At 53.2% G+C, this 18,667-nt stretch carries 17 protein-coding genes; 15 read left to right on the top strand and 2 right to left on the bottom strand.

The genetic code is table 11. From position 1 onward, the window contains the following. Positions 1 to 68 precede the first annotated feature (68 nt). Positions 69 to 1,487: a glutamine synthetase family protein gene (locus On2M_RS09015; protein WP_151218541.1), complete on the bottom strand. Its 1,419-nt coding sequence runs from the start codon at positions 1,485 to 1,487 to the stop codon at positions 69 to 71. A gap of 211 nt (positions 1,488 to 1,698) precedes the next feature. On the opposite strand from On2M_RS09015, the gene puuD reads away from it, so the two are divergent. The 15 genes from puuD to On2M_RS08940 all read left to right on the top strand — a co-directional run bounded on the left by puuD (position 1,699) and on the right by On2M_RS08940 (position 17,868). Next, complete coding sequence (gene puuD / locus On2M_RS09010; protein ID WP_151218540.1) at positions 1,699 to 2,463, top strand: gamma-glutamyl-gamma-aminobutyrate hydrolase; 765 nt, start codon at positions 1,699 to 1,701, stop codon at positions 2,461 to 2,463. A 25-nt stretch (positions 2,464 to 2,488) separates the two neighbouring features. Continuing rightward, complete coding sequence (gene puuR / locus On2M_RS09005) at positions 2,489 to 3,046, top strand: HTH-type transcriptional regulator PuuR (protein ID WP_006685847.1); 558 nt, start codon at positions 2,489 to 2,491, stop codon at positions 3,044 to 3,046. A gap of 137 nt (positions 3,047 to 3,183) precedes the next feature. Beyond that, positions 3,184 to 4,671: an aldehyde dehydrogenase PuuC gene (puuC, locus tag On2M_RS09000; protein WP_210904684.1), complete on the top strand. Its 1,488-nt coding sequence runs from the start codon at positions 3,184 to 3,186 to the stop codon at positions 4,669 to 4,671. 2 nt (positions 4,672 to 4,673) lie between these two features. Then, positions 4,674 to 5,954: an FAD-binding oxidoreductase gene (locus On2M_RS08995; protein WP_210904683.1), complete on the top strand. Its 1,281-nt coding sequence runs from the start codon at positions 4,674 to 4,676 to the stop codon at positions 5,952 to 5,954. A 209-nt stretch (positions 5,955 to 6,163) separates the two neighbouring features. Continuing rightward, positions 6,164 to 7,291, top strand: a complete 1,128-nt coding sequence (gene hyaA, locus On2M_RS08990; RefSeq protein ID WP_151218537.1) for a hydrogenase 1 small subunit — start codon at positions 6,164 to 6,166, stop codon at positions 7,289 to 7,291. Next, positions 7,288 to 9,081 (top strand): Ni/Fe-hydrogenase large subunit, encoded by a 1,794-nt coding sequence (gene hyaB / locus On2M_RS08985; RefSeq protein WP_151224812.1) that lies wholly within the window; start codon positions 7,288 to 7,290, stop codon positions 9,079 to 9,081. The genes hyaA and hyaB overlap by 4 nt, the downstream gene beginning before the upstream one ends. An 18-nt stretch (positions 9,082 to 9,099) precedes the next feature. Next, positions 9,100 to 9,834, top strand: coding sequence for a Ni/Fe-hydrogenase b-type cytochrome subunit (gene hyaC / locus On2M_RS08980; protein ID WP_151218536.1), 735 nt, complete (start codon positions 9,100 to 9,102; stop codon positions 9,832 to 9,834). Then, positions 9,831 to 10,412, top strand: coding sequence for a hydrogenase 1 maturation protease (gene hyaD / locus On2M_RS08975; RefSeq protein ID WP_151218535.1), 582 nt, complete (start codon positions 9,831 to 9,833; stop codon positions 10,410 to 10,412). Before hyaC ends, hyaD begins: the two co-directional genes overlap by 4 nt. Positions 10,413 to 10,417: 5 nt before the next feature. Next, positions 10,418 to 10,822 (top strand): hydrogenase-1 operon protein HyaE, encoded by a 405-nt coding sequence (hyaE, locus tag On2M_RS08970; protein WP_151224810.1) that lies wholly within the window; start codon positions 10,418 to 10,420, stop codon positions 10,820 to 10,822. Further along, a complete protein-coding gene (locus On2M_RS08965; protein ID WP_210904682.1) occupies positions 10,819 to 11,676 on the top strand; it encodes a hydrogenase expression/formation protein in 858 nt (285 codons plus the stop codon). Before hyaE ends, On2M_RS08965 begins: the two co-directional genes overlap by 4 nt. 88 nt (positions 11,677 to 11,764) lie before the next feature. Then, a complete protein-coding gene (gene appC / locus On2M_RS08960; protein WP_210904681.1) occupies positions 11,765 to 13,309 on the top strand; it encodes a cytochrome bd-II oxidase subunit 1 in 1,545 nt (514 codons plus the stop codon). Between the two features lie 11 nt (positions 13,310 to 13,320). Then, positions 13,321 to 14,457: a cytochrome d ubiquinol oxidase subunit II gene (appB, locus tag On2M_RS08955; RefSeq protein WP_151224807.1), complete on the top strand. Its 1,137-nt coding sequence runs from the start codon at positions 13,321 to 13,323 to the stop codon at positions 14,455 to 14,457. 13 nt (positions 14,458 to 14,470) lie between these two features. Then, entirely contained in the window at positions 14,471 to 14,560 is a 90-nt protein-coding gene (gene cbdX / locus On2M_RS08950; RefSeq protein WP_151218531.1) for a cytochrome bd-II oxidase subunit CbdX, read from the top strand. A gap of 221 nt (positions 14,561 to 14,781) precedes the next feature. Further along, complete coding sequence (locus tag On2M_RS08945) at positions 14,782 to 15,282, top strand: hypothetical protein (protein WP_151218530.1); 501 nt, start codon at positions 14,782 to 14,784, stop codon at positions 15,280 to 15,282. 216 nt (positions 15,283 to 15,498) lie between these two features. Continuing rightward, complete coding sequence (locus On2M_RS08940) at positions 15,499 to 17,868, top strand: autotransporter domain-containing protein (RefSeq protein ID WP_210904680.1); 2,370 nt, start codon at positions 15,499 to 15,501, stop codon at positions 17,866 to 17,868. 17 nt (positions 17,869 to 17,885) lie between these two features. On the opposite strand, the gene On2M_RS08935 is transcribed toward On2M_RS08940, so the two are convergent. Then, positions 17,886 to 18,599 (bottom strand): GNAT family protein, encoded by a 714-nt coding sequence (locus On2M_RS08935; RefSeq protein ID WP_151224203.1) that lies wholly within the window; start codon positions 18,597 to 18,599, stop codon positions 17,886 to 17,888. Between the last annotated feature and the right edge of the window lie 68 nt (positions 18,600 to 18,667).

Below are 18,667 nucleotides of genomic sequence, written 5' to 3'. Positions count from 1 at the left end.
CAATTTTGACGGGCTGGCTCCGCTCAGCCCGCATGATGCGACTTCTTTTTAAATGGCCTGCAGGGTAGTCAGGCGTTTTTCAACATCCACTCAATTTCCGTGTCGGTAATCAGGCGTTCAAACTGGATCAGCTCATCGTTTTTACAGGCGTGGTATACGTGGCTAAAACGTTCACCAAGTAATTCGCGCAAGCGATCGTTTTGCATAAACTCCCACAGCGCATCGCTCTGACGGATAGGAAACGGTAACCCTTCCTGTTCCAGGCCGTTACCTTCCACCTCTTCCTGCAACGGCAGATCGTTATCCAGACCGTGAAGGATCCCGGCCAGAATGGTCGACATTACCAGATACGGATTGGCATCCGCCCCCGCCACGCGATATTCAACCCGATGGTTATCACGATCGCCGCAAGGAATGCGCAGCGCCACCGTACGATTGTTATGCCCCCAGGAAGCCTGGGTTGGAACATACATCCCCGGCTGGAAGCGGCGATAAGAGTTCACATTCGGCGCCAACAGCGCCATTGACGCAGGCATCAGATCAATCATCCCGGCAAGCGCACGCTTAAGTAACGCAGAATCATCGCCATTCGCATCGGCCAGTACGTTCTCGCCTTTATTATTCATAATGCTGATGTGGATATGCATCCCGCTCCCTGCATGCTCCTCATAAGGTTTTGCCATAAACGTGGCATGCATCTTGTGTTTCTCCGCCACCAGCCGTACCAGGCGTTTCAGTGCCAGCGCGTCGTCGCAGGCGTCGAGCACGTTATCGGTATGGTAGAGGTTGATTTCAAACTGCCCGGGAGAGGCTTCAGCCACTGCACCGTCAGCCGGGATCAATTGTAAACGGGCCAGTTCATCAATATCGTTCAGGACATCTGCAAAGTGGTTCAGGTTATCAACGGAGTAAACCTGGCTTTGAGTATTACGATCGTCCGTACCCGGCGCGCACGGCGGCTGCAGATAACCTTCAGGATCGCGCTTACGATCGAGTAAATAGAACTCCAGCTCTACCGCTACGACGGGGAACAGACCGCGCTGGCGAAGTTTCTGCCAGAGTCGGTTCAGAACGTTCCGCGGCTCAACGTCAAAGGGAGCGCCATCTTCATCCAGCATCGTCAGCATCATCTGCGCAATAAATTCCGGATCGGCAGCCGAAGGGGTTAATGTGCCTGGTACCGGTACACAGGTCCGATCCGGCTCGCCAAGCTCCTGACCTAATCCCGCCTCTTCGACCACATTGCCGAGAATATCCATCGCGAAAACGGATGCCGGAAAATAGCAGCCTTTCTCTAACTTATGTAATCCCGCAACCGGAAGGCGCTTACCGCGAAAACACCCATTAAGATCGGTTAACAGCACATCCACATACTGCGTATTGGGATAGCGTTCCAGATACTGCTTAACCTCACGCGCAAACGCGCTACTTCGTCTCTCTTCAGAATGCTGCACAAAATTCTCAACTTCTACGATATTGGTTTCCATGATTCACCGCCGTTGGCCTGTAAGCTGTTCTGTGATTTGACTGTTAAATATAATGTCCACCCTTCGACTCTGGATGCAAATAAATTGTTTGTCAAATGTTAAATTAAGTTTGCTAGAAGGTTATTCCACTGCTAGATTGAGAAAATAATGAACGGAATGGCACAACATGGAACCGTTTGGCAATAATTTATTCCAAAACGTGAGGTCGATCATGGGCAATATATTTGACAAGCCAGTTATTGGTGTAGTGATGTGTAGAAACAGGCTTAAGGGTCATGAGACCCAGACTCTGCAAGAAAAGTACCTGAATGCGGTATTACATGCCGGTGGATTACCGATAGCGCTGCCTCATGCACTCGCGGAACCCGAATTACTGAACGCACTGTTACCAAAACTGGATGGTATCTTCCTGCCTGGAAGCCCAAGCAACGTGCAGCCGCACCTCTATGGTGAAAATGGCGATGAGTCTGACGCCGATCCCGGGCGTGATCTTCTGAGCATGGCGCTAATTACCGCCGGGCTCGAAAGGCGCATTCCCATTTTCGCCATCTGCCGGGGCTTACAGGAATTAGTTGTCGCCACTGGCGGGACTCTGTATCGTCGCCTGTGCGATCACTCACAGTTTCTGGAACATCGTGAAGATGCGGAACTCCCGGTGGAGCAGCAATATGCGCCATCTCATGAAGTTCAGGTTCAACAGGGAGGATTGCTATCTCAGCTAATACCAGGTTGCAGCACGTTTTGGGTTAACTCCTTGCATGGTCAGGGTGCAAAAACCCTTGGCCCGCAGTTGCGCGTGGAAGCACGCTCGCAGGACGGATTAGTGGAAGCAGCCAGCGTTCAAGACCATCCTTTCGCGCTCGGCGTGCAGTGGCATCCGGAATGGAACAGTAGCGAATACGCCCTGTCGCGTATGTTACTTGAAGGTTTTATCACCGCTTGTCAGAACCACCTCGCTGAAAAACAGCGACTCTGACTACTACAGTTAAGGAAATGCAATTATGAGCGATGACGGCCTGGCGCCGGGTAAACGTTTGTCAGAGATCCGCCAGCAATTGGGTCTTTCGCAGCGTCGTGCCGCCGAACTGTCTGGGTTAACGCATAGCGCCATCAGCACCATAGAGCAGGATAAAGTTAGTCCTGCCATCAGTACGCTGCAAAAGCTATTGAAAGTCTATGGGCTGTCGCTCTCCGAGTTCTTCGCGGAACCGGAAAAGCCTGACGAACCGCAGGTGGTTATCAATCAGGAGGATTTGATTGAGATCGGAAGTCAGGGAGTATCCATGAAGCTGGTACACAACGGAAATCCGAATCGTACGCTGGCAATGATGTTTGAGACCTATCAGCCAGGCACGACAACCGGGGAGAGAATTAAACATCAGGGTGAAGAGATTGGCACAATACTGGAAGGTGAAGTGATACTGACCATCAACGGTCAAACGTATCATCTTGTTGCAGGACAAAGTTATGCCATTAACACCGGCATACCCCATAGCTTCAGCAACACCTCGGCAGGGATCTGCCGCATCATCAGTGCCCACACTCCCACCACATTCTAATTAGTACCGGCCTGAGTTTCTCAGGCCTTCTTAAATAACGCGCATTAACAGGGTACATCCCTGGGGCATCGTGCAGCCTGATTTTGCCTGAATAGATCAGCAACGAACTTTATCTTATTGATATAAAAGGAGTAGCTATGAACTTTCAGAATCTTAAATATTGGCGTGAGAAAGCCAGCCATTATTCGCCAGAAACCCGTTTATTTATCAACGGCGAATATTGCGCAGCCGCCGATAACGAAACCTTTATTACGCAGGATCCAGCAGGACAGCGCCCACTGGCGAAAGTCGCCCGCGGCAAAAAAGCGGATGTAGACCGCGCGGTCACCGCAGCCCGCAGCGTCTTTGAACGTGGGGACTGGTCGCAAGCATCACCCGCAGAGCGCAAAGCAGTACTGCACACGCTCGCGGATTTAATGGAGCAGCATCACGAGGAGCTGGCGCTACTGGAAACACTCGACACCGGTAAACCTATCCGCCATAGCCTGCGTGATGATATTCCAGGCGCAGCGCGCGCCATCCGTTGGTACGCCGAAGCGATAGATAAAGTCTATGGCGAAGTAGCCACCACCTCGGTAAACGATCTGGCGCTGATTGTGCGCGAGCCGGTGGGTGTAATTGCGGCTATCGTGCCGTGGAATTTTCCCCTGCTGCTGGCCTGCTGGAAGCTAGGTCCGGCATTGGCTGCGGGCAACAGCGTGATCCTCAAGCCTTCGGAGAAATCACCGCTGACCGCGATTCGCCTGGCCGCACTGGCTAAAAAAGCAGGTTTGCCCGATGGCGTGCTCAGCGTTGTGAGCGGATACGGTCATGAAGCAGGCCAGGCGCTGTCTCAGCACCCGGATGTCGATGTGATCACTTTTACCGGATCGACTCGCACCGGCAAACAACTACTCAAGGACGCTGGCGACAGCAATATGAAACGCGTCTGGCTGGAAGCCGGCGGTAAAAGCGCCAACATCGTGTTCGCTGACTGCCCGGATCTGCCGAAAGCCGCCGCCAATGCCGCGGCAGGTATTTTCTATAACCAGGGCCAGGTTTGTATTGCCGGTACGCGTCTGCTGCTGGAAGAGAGTATTGCCGACGAGTTCATCGCGCTTTTAAAAGAACAGGCGAAAAACTGGCAGCCGGGCAACCCGCTGGACCCGGAAACCACGATGGGCACGCTTATCGACAACACGCATGCCGACACCGTACACAGTTTTATTCGCGACGGTGAAGCGCAAGGCACGCTGGCGCTGGATGGCCGCAGCCACGTACACCCGGCGGCCATCGGCCCGACTATTTTTGTCGACACCGCGCCGCAAGCCCACGTCAGTCGCGATGAGATCTTTGGGCCGGTACTGGTCATCACCCGTTTTAGCAGTGAAGCCGAAGCTCTGGCGCTGGCCAACGACAGCGACTACGGTCTGGGCGCCGCAGTCTGGACCCGTGATTTGTCGCGCGCGCACCGCATGAGTCGCCGCCTGAAGGCCGGTTCCGTCTTCGTGAACAACTATAACGACGGTGATATGACCGTGCCATTCGGCGGCTATAAACAAAGCGGTAACGGACGCGATAAATCCCTGCATGCGCTGGAAAAATTTAGCGAATTAAAAACCATCTGGATCTCCCTGGAGTCTTAATCATGACTGAACATACCAGCAGTTATTACGCCGCAAGCGCCAATCAGTACGAACCGTTTCCTACCCTTAGCGAATCGGTGAGCTGTGATGTTTGCGTTGTCGGCGGCGGTTATACCGGACTCTCCTCTGCCCTACATTTATCAGAGATGGGTTACGACGTAGTGCTACTGGAATCCGCACGAATTGGCTTCGGGGCCAGCGGGCGCAACGGCGGCCAGTTGGTAAACTCCTACAGTCGCGATATCGACGTCATTGAACGCACCTACGGCCCGGACGCCGCTAAAATGCTTGGCAGTATGATGTTTGAAGGCGGCAATATCATTCGCGAACGTATCAAACGTTATCAGATCGACTGCGACTATCGTCCTGGCGGGCTGTTTGTGGCTCTGAACCACAAGCAGATGGAAACGCTGGAGGAGCAGAAATCGAACTGGGAACGCTACGGCAATACGCAGCTTGAACTGTTAGACAACAGCGAAATTCGCCGCGAAGTCAGCAGCGATCGTTATGTCGGGGCACTGCTCGACCACAGCGGTGGTCATATTCATCCGCTCAACCTGGCGATTGGCGAGGCTAACGCCATTCGTCTGAACGGTGGGCGCGTCTTCGAACAATCGCCTGTGACGCGTATTCAGCACACCACCCCGGCGGTAGTTAGCACCGAAAAAGGTCAGGTTACGGCACGTTTTGTGATTGTCGCGGGCAACGCCTACCTCGGCGACAAACTGGAACCTGCGCTGGCAAAAAGCAGCATGCCATGCGGCACGCAGGTGTTAACCACCGAACCGCTGTCGGCGGAGATGGCGCGCTCGCTGATCCCGAAAAACTACTGTGTGGAAGATTGTAACTACCTGCTGGATTACTACCGTCTGACCGGCGATAACCGCCTGCTGTACGGCGGTGGCGTAGTCTACGGCGCCCGCGATCCGGACGATATTGAGCGTCTGGTGATGCCGAAACTGCTGAAGACCTTCCCGCAATTGCAGGGGGTAAAGATTGATTACCGCTGGACCGGTAATTTTCTGTTAACCCTGTCGCGCATGCCGCAGTTCGGTCGTCTTGATAGCAACATTTACTATATGCAGGGCTACAGCGGCCACGGCGTGACCTGTACTCACCTGGCCGGACGCCTGATTTCCGAACTACTGCGCGGGGATGCCGAGCGTTTTGACGCGTTCGCCAAACTGCCGCACTACCCGTTCCCGGGAGGCCGCAGCCTGCGCATTCCGTTTACCGCCATGGGAGCGGCATATTACAGCTTACGCGATCGCCTTGGGGTTTAAGTTCTTCCGCGATAAACCCGACGCACAGGGTGGTCCCCCCTGTGCGTTTTTTTATTGCCAAAAAGCGAAAAACAGATAACAGGCACGAAAATATCGCAATAGGACATAACCACATGCTTTGCATTGTTTCTCCCCGCTAATCGGATAGGCTTTTTTAGATTATCGCTGGCGGCGTACGCCAGAACTCAACGGGGGAAGAAACGCGTGTTATGAATACGAATAACGAGGAGACCTTTTATCAGGCGATGCGCCGCAAGGGCGTGAGCAGACGCAGTTTTCTTAAATATTGTAGTCTCGCGGCAACATCGCTAGGGTTGGGAGCCGGAATGACGCCCAGAATCGCCTGGGCGCTGGAAAACAAACCCCGGATCCCGGTCGTCTGGATCCACGGTCTGGAATGCACCTGCTGTACCGAATCATTTATCCGCTCCTCTCATCCACTCGCCAAAGACGTCATCCTCTCTCTGATTTCCCTTGATTACGACGACACCCTGATGGCAGCCGCCGGAACACAGGCCGAAGAGGTTTTTGAAGATATTCTAAGCCGCTACCACGGCCGATACATTCTGGCAGTCGAAGGTAATCCTCCGCTGGGAGAACAAGGGATGTTCTGCATTAGCGGCGGGCGACCGTTTATTGAAAAACTGAAAAGAGCCGCCGCCGGAGCCAGCGCGATCATCGCCTGGGGCACCTGCGCCTCCTGGGGCTGCGTACAGGCTGCGAGGCCTAACCCAACCCAGGCCACTCCGATCGATAAAGTGATTACCGATAAGCCGATCGTGAAAGTGCCCGGCTGCCCGCCGATTCCGGACGTCATGAGCGCCATAATCACCTACATGGTGACGTTTGACAGACTGCCTGAACTCGACCGTCTGGGGCGTCCGCTGATGTTCTACGGTCAGCGTATTCACGACAAATGTTATCGCCGCGCCCACTTTGACGCTGGAGAGTTCGTTGAAAGTTGGGACGATGACGCTGCCCGCAAAGGCTATTGCCTGTACAAAATGGGCTGCAAAGGGCCAACCACCTATAACGCCTGCTCCACTACCCGCTGGAATGGCGGTGTTTCTTTCCCCATCCAGTCCGGTCACGGTTGTCTGGGGTGTTCGGAGAACGGCTTCTGGGATCGCGGTTCGTTCTACAGCCGTGTGGTCGATATTCCACAGATGGGCACCCATTCAACCGCCGACACAGTGGGCCTCACCGCGCTCGGCGTGGTGGCGGCCAGCGTCGGCGTCCATGCGGTTGCCAGCGCCGTCAATCAACATAACCGCCACAAACAGCAATTAACTGAAGCCGAACAACCGCAGCCGGACAAAGAGGATAACCAGGCATGAGCAATTCGTATCAAACCCAGGGATACACGTTAAACAATGCGGGTCGCCGTCTGGTTGTGGACCCAATAACCCGCATTGAAGGACACATGCGTTGTGAAGTGAACATTGATGAGCAGAACATCATCACCAACGCGGTTTCCTGCGGCACCATGTTCCGCGGACTGGAAATCATTCTGCAGGGGCGCGACCCACGTGACGCCTGGGCGTTTGTCGAACGTATTTGCGGAGTATGCACCGGCGTACATGCCCTGGCATCGGTGTATGCCATTGAAGATGCTATTGGCATCAAGGTACCCGACAACGCCAACATCATTCGCAATATTATGCTGGCCACACTCTGGTGCCACGATCACCTGGTACACTTTTACCAGTTAGCCGGAATGGACTGGATTGACGTTCTGAATGCCCTGAACGCAGACCCGCGCGCCACATCACAACTTGCCCAAAGCCTTTCCGCCTGGCCAAAGTCCTCCCCAGGCTACTTCTTTGACGTCCAAAATCGCCTGAAGAAATTTGTCGACGGCGGTCAGTTGGGGATTTTCCGCAACGGTTATTGGGGTCACCCGCAGTACAAACTGTCGCCTGAGGCTAACCTGATGGGTTTTGCCCATTATCTGGAGGCACTCGATTTTCAGCGCGAGATCATAAAAATCCATACGGTGTTCGGCGGTAAGAACCCGCATCCTAACTGGATTGTCGGCGGTATGCCGTGCGCGATTAATATCGATCAGCGCGGCGCGGTAGGTGCGGTTGATATGGAACGCCTGAACCTGGTGCAGTCGATAATCACCCGCACCGCCGACTTCATCAACAACGTCATGGTTCCGGACGCACTGGCTATTGGCCAGTTCAATAAGTCCTGGAGCCAGATTGGCACCGGGCTTTCTGATAAGTGCGTTTTGAGCTATGGCGCGTTCCCGGATATCGCTAACGACTTCAGCCAAAAGAGTCTGCTAATGCCGGGCGGTGCGGTGATTAACGGTGATTTTAAAAACGTGCTGCCAGTGGATCTGGCCGATCAACAGCAAATTCAGGAGTTTGTCGATCATGCTTGGTACCGTTATCCGGACGATCAATTAGGCCGTCACCCGTTCGAAGGGATCACTGAACCCTGGTATAACCCGGGTGATGTCAAAGGCAGCGATATTGATATTCAGCAGCTCAACGAACAGGAACGCTATTCGTGGATTAAAGCTCCGCGCTGGCGCGGACATGCCATGGAAGTTGGCCCACTGGCGCGCACGCTGATTGCCTATCACAAAGGGGATGCCGCCACGATTGAATCCGTCGATCGCATGATGTCTGCCCTCAAGCTGCCGCTGTCAGGTATGCAGTCAACGCTGGGGCGTATTCTGTGTCGCGCACACGAAGCCCAGTGGGCCGTGAGCAAACTGCAATATTTCTTCGACAAGCTGATGACTAACCTGAAAAACGGCAATCTGGCAACCGCAAACACCGAAAAATGGGAGCCAGAGAGCTGGCCGCAGCAGTGCCGCGGGATCGGTTTTACCGAAGCACCGCGCGGCGCGTTAGGTCACTGGGCATCGATTCGCGACGGGAAAATCGATCTCTATCAGTGCGTGGTGCCGACCACCTGGAATGCCAGCCCACGCGATCCAAAAGGACAAATTGGCGCTTACGAGGCGGCATTGATGGGTACTCAAATGGCGATTCCCGATCAGCCATTGGAGATCCTGCGCACTTTGCACAGCTTCGACCCCTGCCTGGCATGTTCAACACACGTGCTCGGCGACGACGGCAGCGAACTCATCGCCGTCCAGGTTCGCTAATCGCTGAGGAAAGGAACGATGACTGGAAAGACATCCCCCCGCGCCGGGGAGGCGCGTGATACCGCTATCAGCCACTATGTGTTTGAAGCACCTGTGCGCCTGTGGCATTGGCTGACGGTCGGCTGCATGTTGGTGTTGATGGTGACCGGCTACTTCATTGGCCGACCACTGCCGTCGGTCAGCGGCGAGGCCACATATCTGTTCTATATGGGCGACATCCGGTTGGTGCATTTCGCCGCCGCCATGGTGTTCACGGTGATCCTGCTGGGTCGAATTTACTGGGCCTTCGTCGGGAACCGCTATTCGCGCGAGCTGTTTATCGTGCCGGTCTGGCGTCGTAGCTGGTGGCAGGGCGCGTATTCGGTGGTGCGCTGGTATCTGTTTCTGGAGAAAAAACCGGGAAATGATATCGGCCATAACCCCGTCGCACAGGCGGCAATGTTCGGCTATTTCCTGCTCTCCGTTTTTATGATCCTCACCGGCTTCGCCTTATACAGCGAGCACAGCCAGTACGCCATTTTTACCCCTTTTCGCTATGTGACGGAGTTTTTCTACTGGACCGGCGGGAACTCTCTCGACATCCACAGCTGGCATCGGCTGGGAATGTGGTTCATTGCGGCCTTCATTGTTGGTCATGTCTACATGGCGATTCGCGAGGACATCATGTCTGACGATACCGTCATCTCCACCATGGTCAACGGCTACCGTAGCCACAAATTTAACCGTCGTCAGCACGACAAGGAGGCGTTATGAGTGAACCACACGTCATCGTGATGGGTCTAGGCAACCTGCTGTGGGCAGACGAAGGATTTGGCATTCGCGTCGCCGAGCGCCTGTACGCCCATTATCACTGGCCGGAATACGTTGAAATCGTCGACGGCGGCACGCAGGGACTGAATCTGCTGGGCTACGTTGAGCAGGCCAGTCATTTGCTACTGTTGGACGCCATCGACTACGGACTCATGCCGGGTACCCTGCAAACCTACGCCGGTGAAAAAGTCCCCAGTTACCTCAGCGCCAAAAAAATGAGTCTGCACCAGAACAGTTTCTCCGAAGTGCTGGCGCTGGCGGACATTCGCGGTCATTTGCCCCCGCACATCGCCCTTGTAGGACTTCAACCGGTACAGCTGGACGACTATGGCGGCAGCCTGACCGACATCGCCCGCGCTCAGCTTCCGGCGGCGGAGCAGGCCGCACTTACGCAACTGGCTGCGTGGGGGATTGTGCCACAGACCAACGATGACACGCGTTGCCTGAACTATGAATGTCTGTCGATGGAAAACTATGAAGGCGTGCGTATTCGCCAGTATCGCGTAACGCTGGAGAGATAAGCAAGATGTTGAATGACAACCCGTTTTCTACTCTATGGCAACGTATGATAGCGCGAGGCTGGCAGCCGCTAAACGCCTCCGAACTGGATGACTGGGTAACCCACGTTCGCGACGGTGTGGTGCTGCTCAGTAGCGATCCCCGCCGGACCCCCGAAGTCAGCGATAACCCGGTGATGATTGCTGAGTTGCTCCGCGAGTTTCCCCAGTTTGACTGGCATATCGCCATGACGGATCTTGAGCACAGTGAGGCGATTGGCGATCGTTTTGGCGTATTCCGCTTTCCAGCCACACTGGTGTTTATACACGGCGAACTGCGCGGCATTCTCAGCGGTATCCACCCGTGGGCCGATCTGCTTAACCTGATGCGCCCGTTAGTTGAACCACACATGCCGCCGGAGTCCGTACGATGAGCGACACTTTTTTTCATCTTCTGGGGCCGGGGACGCAGCCAAATGATGACAGCTTCAGCATGAATCCTTTGCCCCTTACCTGCCAGGTTAACAGCGACCCCAGCATGGCGTCCCTGGAAAACTGCCCGCACAGTCCGGCGGTAATGGGATTGTTAGCCGATGTGCGCCACCAGCTCAGGAGGTGTATTCCGGCCAAACAGGACGTGCTGGGGTGGGAATTATCCGCGCTCAACGCAGACGATCTCACGTTTTTAAATACGCTACTCGGCGAAGGCGAAGTTTCAGTGCGCATCCAGCATGCTGACGGCAGAACGAGCGAAATTCAGGAGTCGATTTTCTGCGGTATCTGGCGGGTACGTAGTCAGAATGACAAGGGACTGTGGGAGGAGCATCTGGAAGCAGGTAGCGCGCCGCGGGCGCTGTGGCTGGCGGCAACATTCAATACACTGCCGGACGACAGCTTGTTGCCCCCGCCGGTGGACGGGCTAATGAATGGCCTGACGCTGGCACAGGAACTGCTGGCGCACGTGCGCGATCCGGCTTTGCAACCCCATAGCATTAACCTCACCCAACTGCCGATTAGCGATGCGGATCGCCTGTTTCTTGCTCGATTATGTGGCGAAGGACGCATCCAGATCCGCACTATCGGTTACGGCGAGAGCCAAATCGACGCCACGGCGCTGCGCCATGTCTGGCATGTGCGCTGTCTGGATACCCTGAAAGGGCTTCTGCTCGAAAGTTATGAGATCTGCCCATTACCAGAGCTGGTGCAGGCTGCGCCGGAAGATCTTCGCGACTCGCTCCAGCGCCTGGATGAAGTCTGCGGCTGGCTGGCATCCGGCCCACCGGCCTGAACATTCTCTTCGGACCCGCGTATTTTTTGCAGCGGGTCTGACGTTTTCTTCCTTACCTATTCTCTCTCTAATGCCTGATGGAGTTCGCATGTGGGACGTCATTGACTTATCGCGTTGGCAGTTTGCGCTGACCGCGCTATACCATTTTCTGTTTGTTCCCCTGACGTTGGGGCTGATTTTTATGCTGGCCATCATGGAAACCATTTATGTGGTGACCGGCAAAACAGTCTACCGCGACATGACACGTTTCTGGGGTAAGTTATTTGGGATTAACTTTGCGCTCGGCGTGGCGACCGGCCTGACCATGGAGTTTCAGTTCGGTACTAACTGGTCGCTGTATTCCAACTACGTGGGTGATATTTTCGGCGCGCCTCTGGCAATGGAAGCCCTGCTGGCCTTCTTCCTCGAATCGACGTTCGTTGGTCTGTTCTTCTTCGGCTGGCAACGCTTAACCAAATACCAACACCTGATGGTCACCTGGCTGGTCGCGTTTGGTTCTAATATCTCGGCCCTGTGGATCCTCAACGCCAACGGCTGGATGCAATATCCCACCGGCGCTCACTTTAATATTGATACCTTGCGTATGGAGATGAGCAGCTTTAGCGAGCTGGTCTTTAACCCCATCAGCCAGGTGAAATTTGTACATACCGTGATGTCCGGTTATGTCACAGGCGCTATGTTTGTGATGTCCATCAGCGCCTGGTATCTACTGCAAGGTCGCAATCGCGAGTTCGCCCAACGCTCCTTCGCAGTGGGCTCCGTCTTTGGCACGTTGGCGATTCTCGGCACCCTGCAACTGGGTGACAGCTCAGCCTATGAGGTGGCACAACGCCAGCCGGTAAAACTGGCAGCAATGGAAGGTGAATGGCAGACCGAGCCAGCACCAGCCCCCTTTCATCTGATCGCCTGGCCGCAGCAAGAACAAGAACGTAACGCCTTTGCCGTGAAGATACCGGCTCTGCTGGGCATCCTGGCGACGCACTCTTTAGACACGCCTGTTCCCGGGCTGAAAAACCTGATGGCGGATGCTCTCCCCCGCCTGCAACGAGGTCGGGAAGCGTGGCTGCTAATGCAGGAAATCGCCAAAGGTAACCGTACGCCACAGGTGCTCAAGGCGTTTTACGACGTGGAAAAAGATCTGGGTTACGGCATTCTGCTGGCAAACTACGCGCCTGATATGAACCATGTCACTCCTGAGCAATATCAGGCAGCGCAACGCGGCGCAATCCCGCAAGTTGCGCCGGTATTCTGGAGCTTTCGCATCATGATTGCATGCGGTTCGCTGCTGTTGCTGGTAATGGCGATTGCGCTAATACAAACCTTACGCAGGCGCATCGACCAGCATCGCTGGGTGCTGCGCATGACGCTGTGGAGCTTGCCGCTACCGTGGATTGCCATTGAAGCTGGCTGGTTTATGACGGAGTTTGGCCGTCAGCCGTGGGCGATTCAGGATATTTTGCCAACCTGGTACGCCCACTCCGCGCTGACCGCAGGCCAGTTGGCCTTCTCCATGGGGCTAATCCTGACGCTTTACACTTTGTTCTTAATTGCAGAGGTCTACCTGATGCAGAAATACGCGCGTCTGGGCCCGGATACGATGCAACGTCAGCAACCGGCGCAACAACAGGGATAAAGGAGATAATCATGTTGGATTATGAAACGTTGCGGCTCATCTGGTGGCTGCTGATTGGCATCATCCTGGTGGCATTTATGGTCACCGACGGGTTTGATATGGGGGTTGGTTGCCTGTTGCCGCTGATCGCGCGCAACGACGAGGAACGTCGGGTACTAATCAATAGCGTCGGGGCGCACTGGGAAGGTAATCAGGTGTGGCTCATTCTGGCGGGCGGCGCATTATTCGCAGCCTGGCCGCGGGTCTATGCCGCCGCATTTTCGGGGTTTTATGTGGCGATGATTCTGGTGTTGTGCGCGCTCTTTTTTCGCCCGCTGGCCTTTGATTACCGTGGAAAAATAGCCAATGCACGCTGGCGAGCCATGTGGGACACAGGGTTGGTGATCGGCAGTCTGGTGCCGCCGGTTATCTTCGGCGTGGCGTTCGGTAATCTGTTTTTAGGGGTACCTTTTCTCTTCACGCCACAGCTTCATGTGCACTATCTGGGTACCTTCTGGCAGCTACTTTCTCCTTTTGCCCTGCTGTGCGGCGCATTAAGCCTGATGCTGGTTATTCTGCAGGGAGGCGTGTGGTTACAGTTGAAAACCGACGGCATACTTCGCCAGCGTGCGTTATCTGCCACCCGCCGCAGCGCGATGCTGGTAGTGCTCTGTTTCCTGCTAGCCGGATACTGGCTGTGGACGGGGATTGACGGCTTTGTGCTGCTTAACCAGGATCCTAATGGTCCTTCCAACCCGCTATTAAAAGTCGTAACGATCGCACCGGGCGCGTGGATGGGGCACTTTGAAAACTCACCTTCACTGCTGTTGATCCCGCTATTGGGCATGATTTTCCCGATGCTGACACTCTATACCTGCGACCAGCATCGGGCCGTGTGGGGATTTTTGTTTGCTTCGTTGACTCAGGCCTGCGTGATCTTCACCGCCGGCATTACCCTGTTTCCATTTGTGATGCCTTCAAGCGCGTATCCGCTCTCCAGCCTGACGGTGTGGGACAGTACCTCCAGCCAGATGACGCTCAGCATCATGCTGATTATTGTGCTGATTTTTTTACCGATCGTTCTGCTTTATACCGTGTGGAGTTATTACAAGATGCTGGGGCGCATAAATGTAGAAACGATCCGCCGCGACAACCACGAACTTTATTAGGGAGGAGTGTACGATGTGGTATCTATTTTGGTTTGTCGGCATTCTGCTGATGTGCGCCCTCTCCACACTGGCGCTGGTCTGGCTTGAGCCCCGGCTGAAATAATCCTGAAACCGGAGGGAGCGATGGACTGTCTCCGGTTTATTTTTGATTGCTGCAAGCCATACCGTATTTAAATATTATTTTCCTAAAACCATGCAGGTTTATGCTACACCTAAGATTTAATTATACTCCTGCCAGTTTACACAACCTGATTTATAAATCAGGATCGCTAATCTGGTGACTCACCATCCAGTATAATTTCCAGCTAATGAACAAGGTTGTCCATGAAGTATTTAGTAGCAGTGTTAATCCTTTCTTATTCAACATTTGCGATGTGTAGCGAGAAAACGTTGTATGCGATCAATCCGACCGCATTCGTTTATCATGCCTATAATCCAGCCAAAAGCTATACCCAATATTTTCAGAATCAGTATGTTGCTTTTGAGAGAAGGCTTAGCCCGGATTCTGACTATAGTTTGGCCATCGGTTCACTGAAAAATAGTTTTGCTGACAGATGTTTACTGCTAGGCGTACGCAAAGACTGGATTACCGAGGGACGCTGGATCTTTAAAGGTGGATATGCCTATGCCGGGGAGTTTTTCCTCAACACCTTTAGCCATTGTGGCGATGAAGGAGTCTATAAAAACATTAAGGATGTTACCGGCATAGGATTTGCACCTTACATCTATCATGCTTTGCAATATAACATTAATAAATCTGCCAGTGTTGAAGGTGGGGTGATATTACCTGGGATTGTTATTTTCAGCGTACAACTGCACTTTTAGTAATGGATATCCAATTGTTATCTCAATTATCACAAAATAAGATAATTTTATTTAGCCATTAATACCACAATCATTATTTAGTTGATAAATCTCATCAACTCCCCTCCGAATTCATATAACACAGACAAAAATTTTCACGGTATATAGTTAGTTATGAAAGTAAAAACATTGTTATATTCCTGGCTGTTAATCAACTCAGGCGCGTCAGCGCAGCCTTTGACTATTGATCCCCAAGATATTGCTGGCAATTTTCCCGATAACGCCACCTCCAAAATTACCGCCATTGCCAAAAATGGTTCTCATGCGGTGGGAACGGTCACCATCAAGCAAAACAGCCAGGCGTTTATTATCAATCTGGATAATCTTATTGCGCATGATTTAGGTACGTTGCAAAGTGATAACCAAGGGTATTCAGAAGCAACCTCCATTTCCAATGACGGGAGCGTTATTGCAGGTTGGGCGGATACCAATACCAGCAGAAGCCAGGCCTTTGTTTTCCGCATTGGCGATACGCATCTGACGCCAATCGGTACTTTCAGGGCGAATAATATCGGTTATTCCAGCGCTCATGCCTTATCGGGTGACGGTCAGGTGGTTGTTGGAGAGGCTGATGTCGACGCTCGTTATTCTCACGCTTTTCGTTATCTGGTGAGCAGTGGCAGCCTGAGCGATCTGGGCACACTTCGCGCTAAAAATCAGGGTTATTCTTCGGCCACCGCGGTTTCAGATGATGGCAGCATTCTTACTGGAAATTCAGATACCGACTACGGTAGCAGTCAGGCCTTTTTCTATCGTGATGGAAGTACTCACCTGACAGGGATAGGGACGCTACGCAGTGACAATAAGGGCAGTTCACAGGCGACAGCCATTTCTGCCGATGGAAAAATCATCGTCGGCTCCGCACAAACCGACAGAGGTGTCAGCCAGGCATTCCGCTATTCTATCGATGAATTACAGATGACAGGATTAGGGTCGCTGCGCGCTGATAATAGCGGTTCTTCGCTGGCCCTGGCCACTTCGGCCGATGGTAACGTTATTGTGGGGAACGCCGCCAGCGACAGTGGCGGGATACAAGCATTTTTGTATAATGCAGGCGATCGGCGCATGACCAATCTTGGATCGCTGCAAACAGATAATAACGGTCCTTCCTACGCTTATGCCATTTCTGCTGATGGTCAGGTTGTTGTCGGTAGCGCGCATACCGATTCAGGCGATTCCCAGGCATACCTGTACCGTCAGGGAAACGCGAAGATGACGGGACTCGGGACTTTACGCCGGGACAACAGCGGCAGTTCTGTGGCGCGGGTTGTTAATCACGATGGAACCCTTATTGCAGGCAGTGCTGACACTGATGCAGGAGAAACTCACGCCACTCTCTGGAGAATAAAATACCCCGCGCCTGTTCCTCCGGTAAATCCCCCCGTGGCACCACCACCGGTTAATCCGCCCGTGACACCACCGCCGGTTAATCCGCCCGTGACACCACCGCCGGTTAATCCGCCCGTGACACCACCGCCGGTTAATCCGCCCGTGACACCGCCAGCGGTTAATCCGCCCGTGACACCGCCAGCGGTTAATCCGCCCGTGACGCCGCCAGCGGTTAATCCGCCCGTGACGCCGCCACAGGACATCCCTCAGGAAAAACCGGAGATCACTATCATTGATGTTATCAATAGCCGCCAGGCAATGGCCGACACAGCAAAGAGAAGCTACCAGGTATTGGATTTATACCAGCAGGCATTAACATCACTGTCGGACCAACGTTGCTATAGTACCCCTGGCAACCGTTACTGCCTGAAGTCTTTTTTCCAGGCCGACGCGATGCAAGGCAATCGCCGGGATAGTGCGGGCTTCAATGCCAGTATGTCACTTCTCGCGGATGGTTCACTGGTATCGGGGATCGCATTGAGTTTTCCGCTCGGAGGCAGGATCAACGATAATTATCGTTTTCGTAACAACCTACACCCTGGTATCGCCGGATATCTGCAATACCACCGGGGAACACAACCCGCAGGATTGACTGTCGCTCTCTCAATGGCAGGGATCCGGGATAACGTTACTATCCAACGTAATACACGAGCTAACACCGAGGCAGGAAAAGGTCACTCGACCATTAAGGGTTATACTGCATCGGCCGAGGCAAGTTATACCTTTGTCGTCTCGGAACCGTTTTTTTTCAGCCCATTTACCGGGCTTCGGTATTCATCCTTAACCCGCGATGGCTATCAGGAGAACAGAGATATAGCCTTCCCTGCACATTTTGAGCGACTTGAAATAGCCACAACAGAATTACAGACCGGGCTCAAAACTCAGTATCAGCTCGCCAAAACGCTCAGGCTCAATTCGCAATTCGGCGTCAGCACCAATCTCTCCAGCCGTTCTAATGGCTTTCAAGGGGATATTGAATATGCCGGGGGATTCAGCAACAAACCTCATGAAAATCATAGATTAAGACCATTCATGGCGATAGGCCTGACGGGTAACGTGACCGCGAATACCGCCTACACGTTACAGGCGGGGTATCAGAAAAATAGCAGCAATAAAGGCAGCACGCAGGTCGGTTTTAATTTCTCACTAGGATGGTAGCTGGAAATGTAATTTAATTATGCCCTTTTCATCAGCTCTGCAAGACGCTTAATCTGCCGTCCCTGGTTATCGAAATTACCCTCATCGAGCCACATATCGTAGGCGGGTCTGAGCGTCGGGTACTCCCCGTCAATGATTGAGTACCATGCAGTATCACGATTACGTCCACGGGTAACGATAGCCTGACGAAATATGCCTTCAAAACTGAAGCCAAAGCGCTCTGCCGCTTCACGGGAAGGCGCATTTAAAGCATCACATTTCCATTCAAAACGACGATAGCCCAGGTCCTCAAAAACGTACTTTAAAACCAATGACATGACTTCCGTTGACGCTCGCGTGCGTTTCATCAGAGGGGAGTAAGAAATGTGCCCAACCTCAATCACACCATTGGAGGGATCAATACGCATAAGCGCAAACGTACCCACAGGTTTCATACTGGCTAAATCGATCACGGCAAAATGCATGGGATCTGTTTGTTCTTCAATCTTTTTTAAATAAACGAAGAAGGCATCAAAGGTCTCAAAGGGTCCTACCGGCAAGTAAGTCCAGTCGCGAAAATCACTCGCTTCACAGTACGCTTCGTAAAGACCCTTTGCATGGCGAGCGGCGTTAATACGTTCAAGCTGGCAATAGCGACCTGTAATTTGTTGAGCCTCGGGAAAAGGGGCTCCACGCCAGTCAGACAAAGACATACCAATGGGTTGATGGAATTGATTAAAGATGTCTGACATATCCGTACCTCTTACAAAACAGGATTAAACCCGCGCAGAGTATGATCAAACTGACCAGGCCAAAAGAA

The organism is Citrobacter sp. On2M, assembly GCF_018035235.1.
GTDB lineage: Bacteria > Pseudomonadota > Gammaproteobacteria > Enterobacterales > Enterobacteriaceae > Citrobacter > Citrobacter meridianamericanus.
This window is presented reverse-complemented; position numbering and strand designations above follow the sequence as displayed.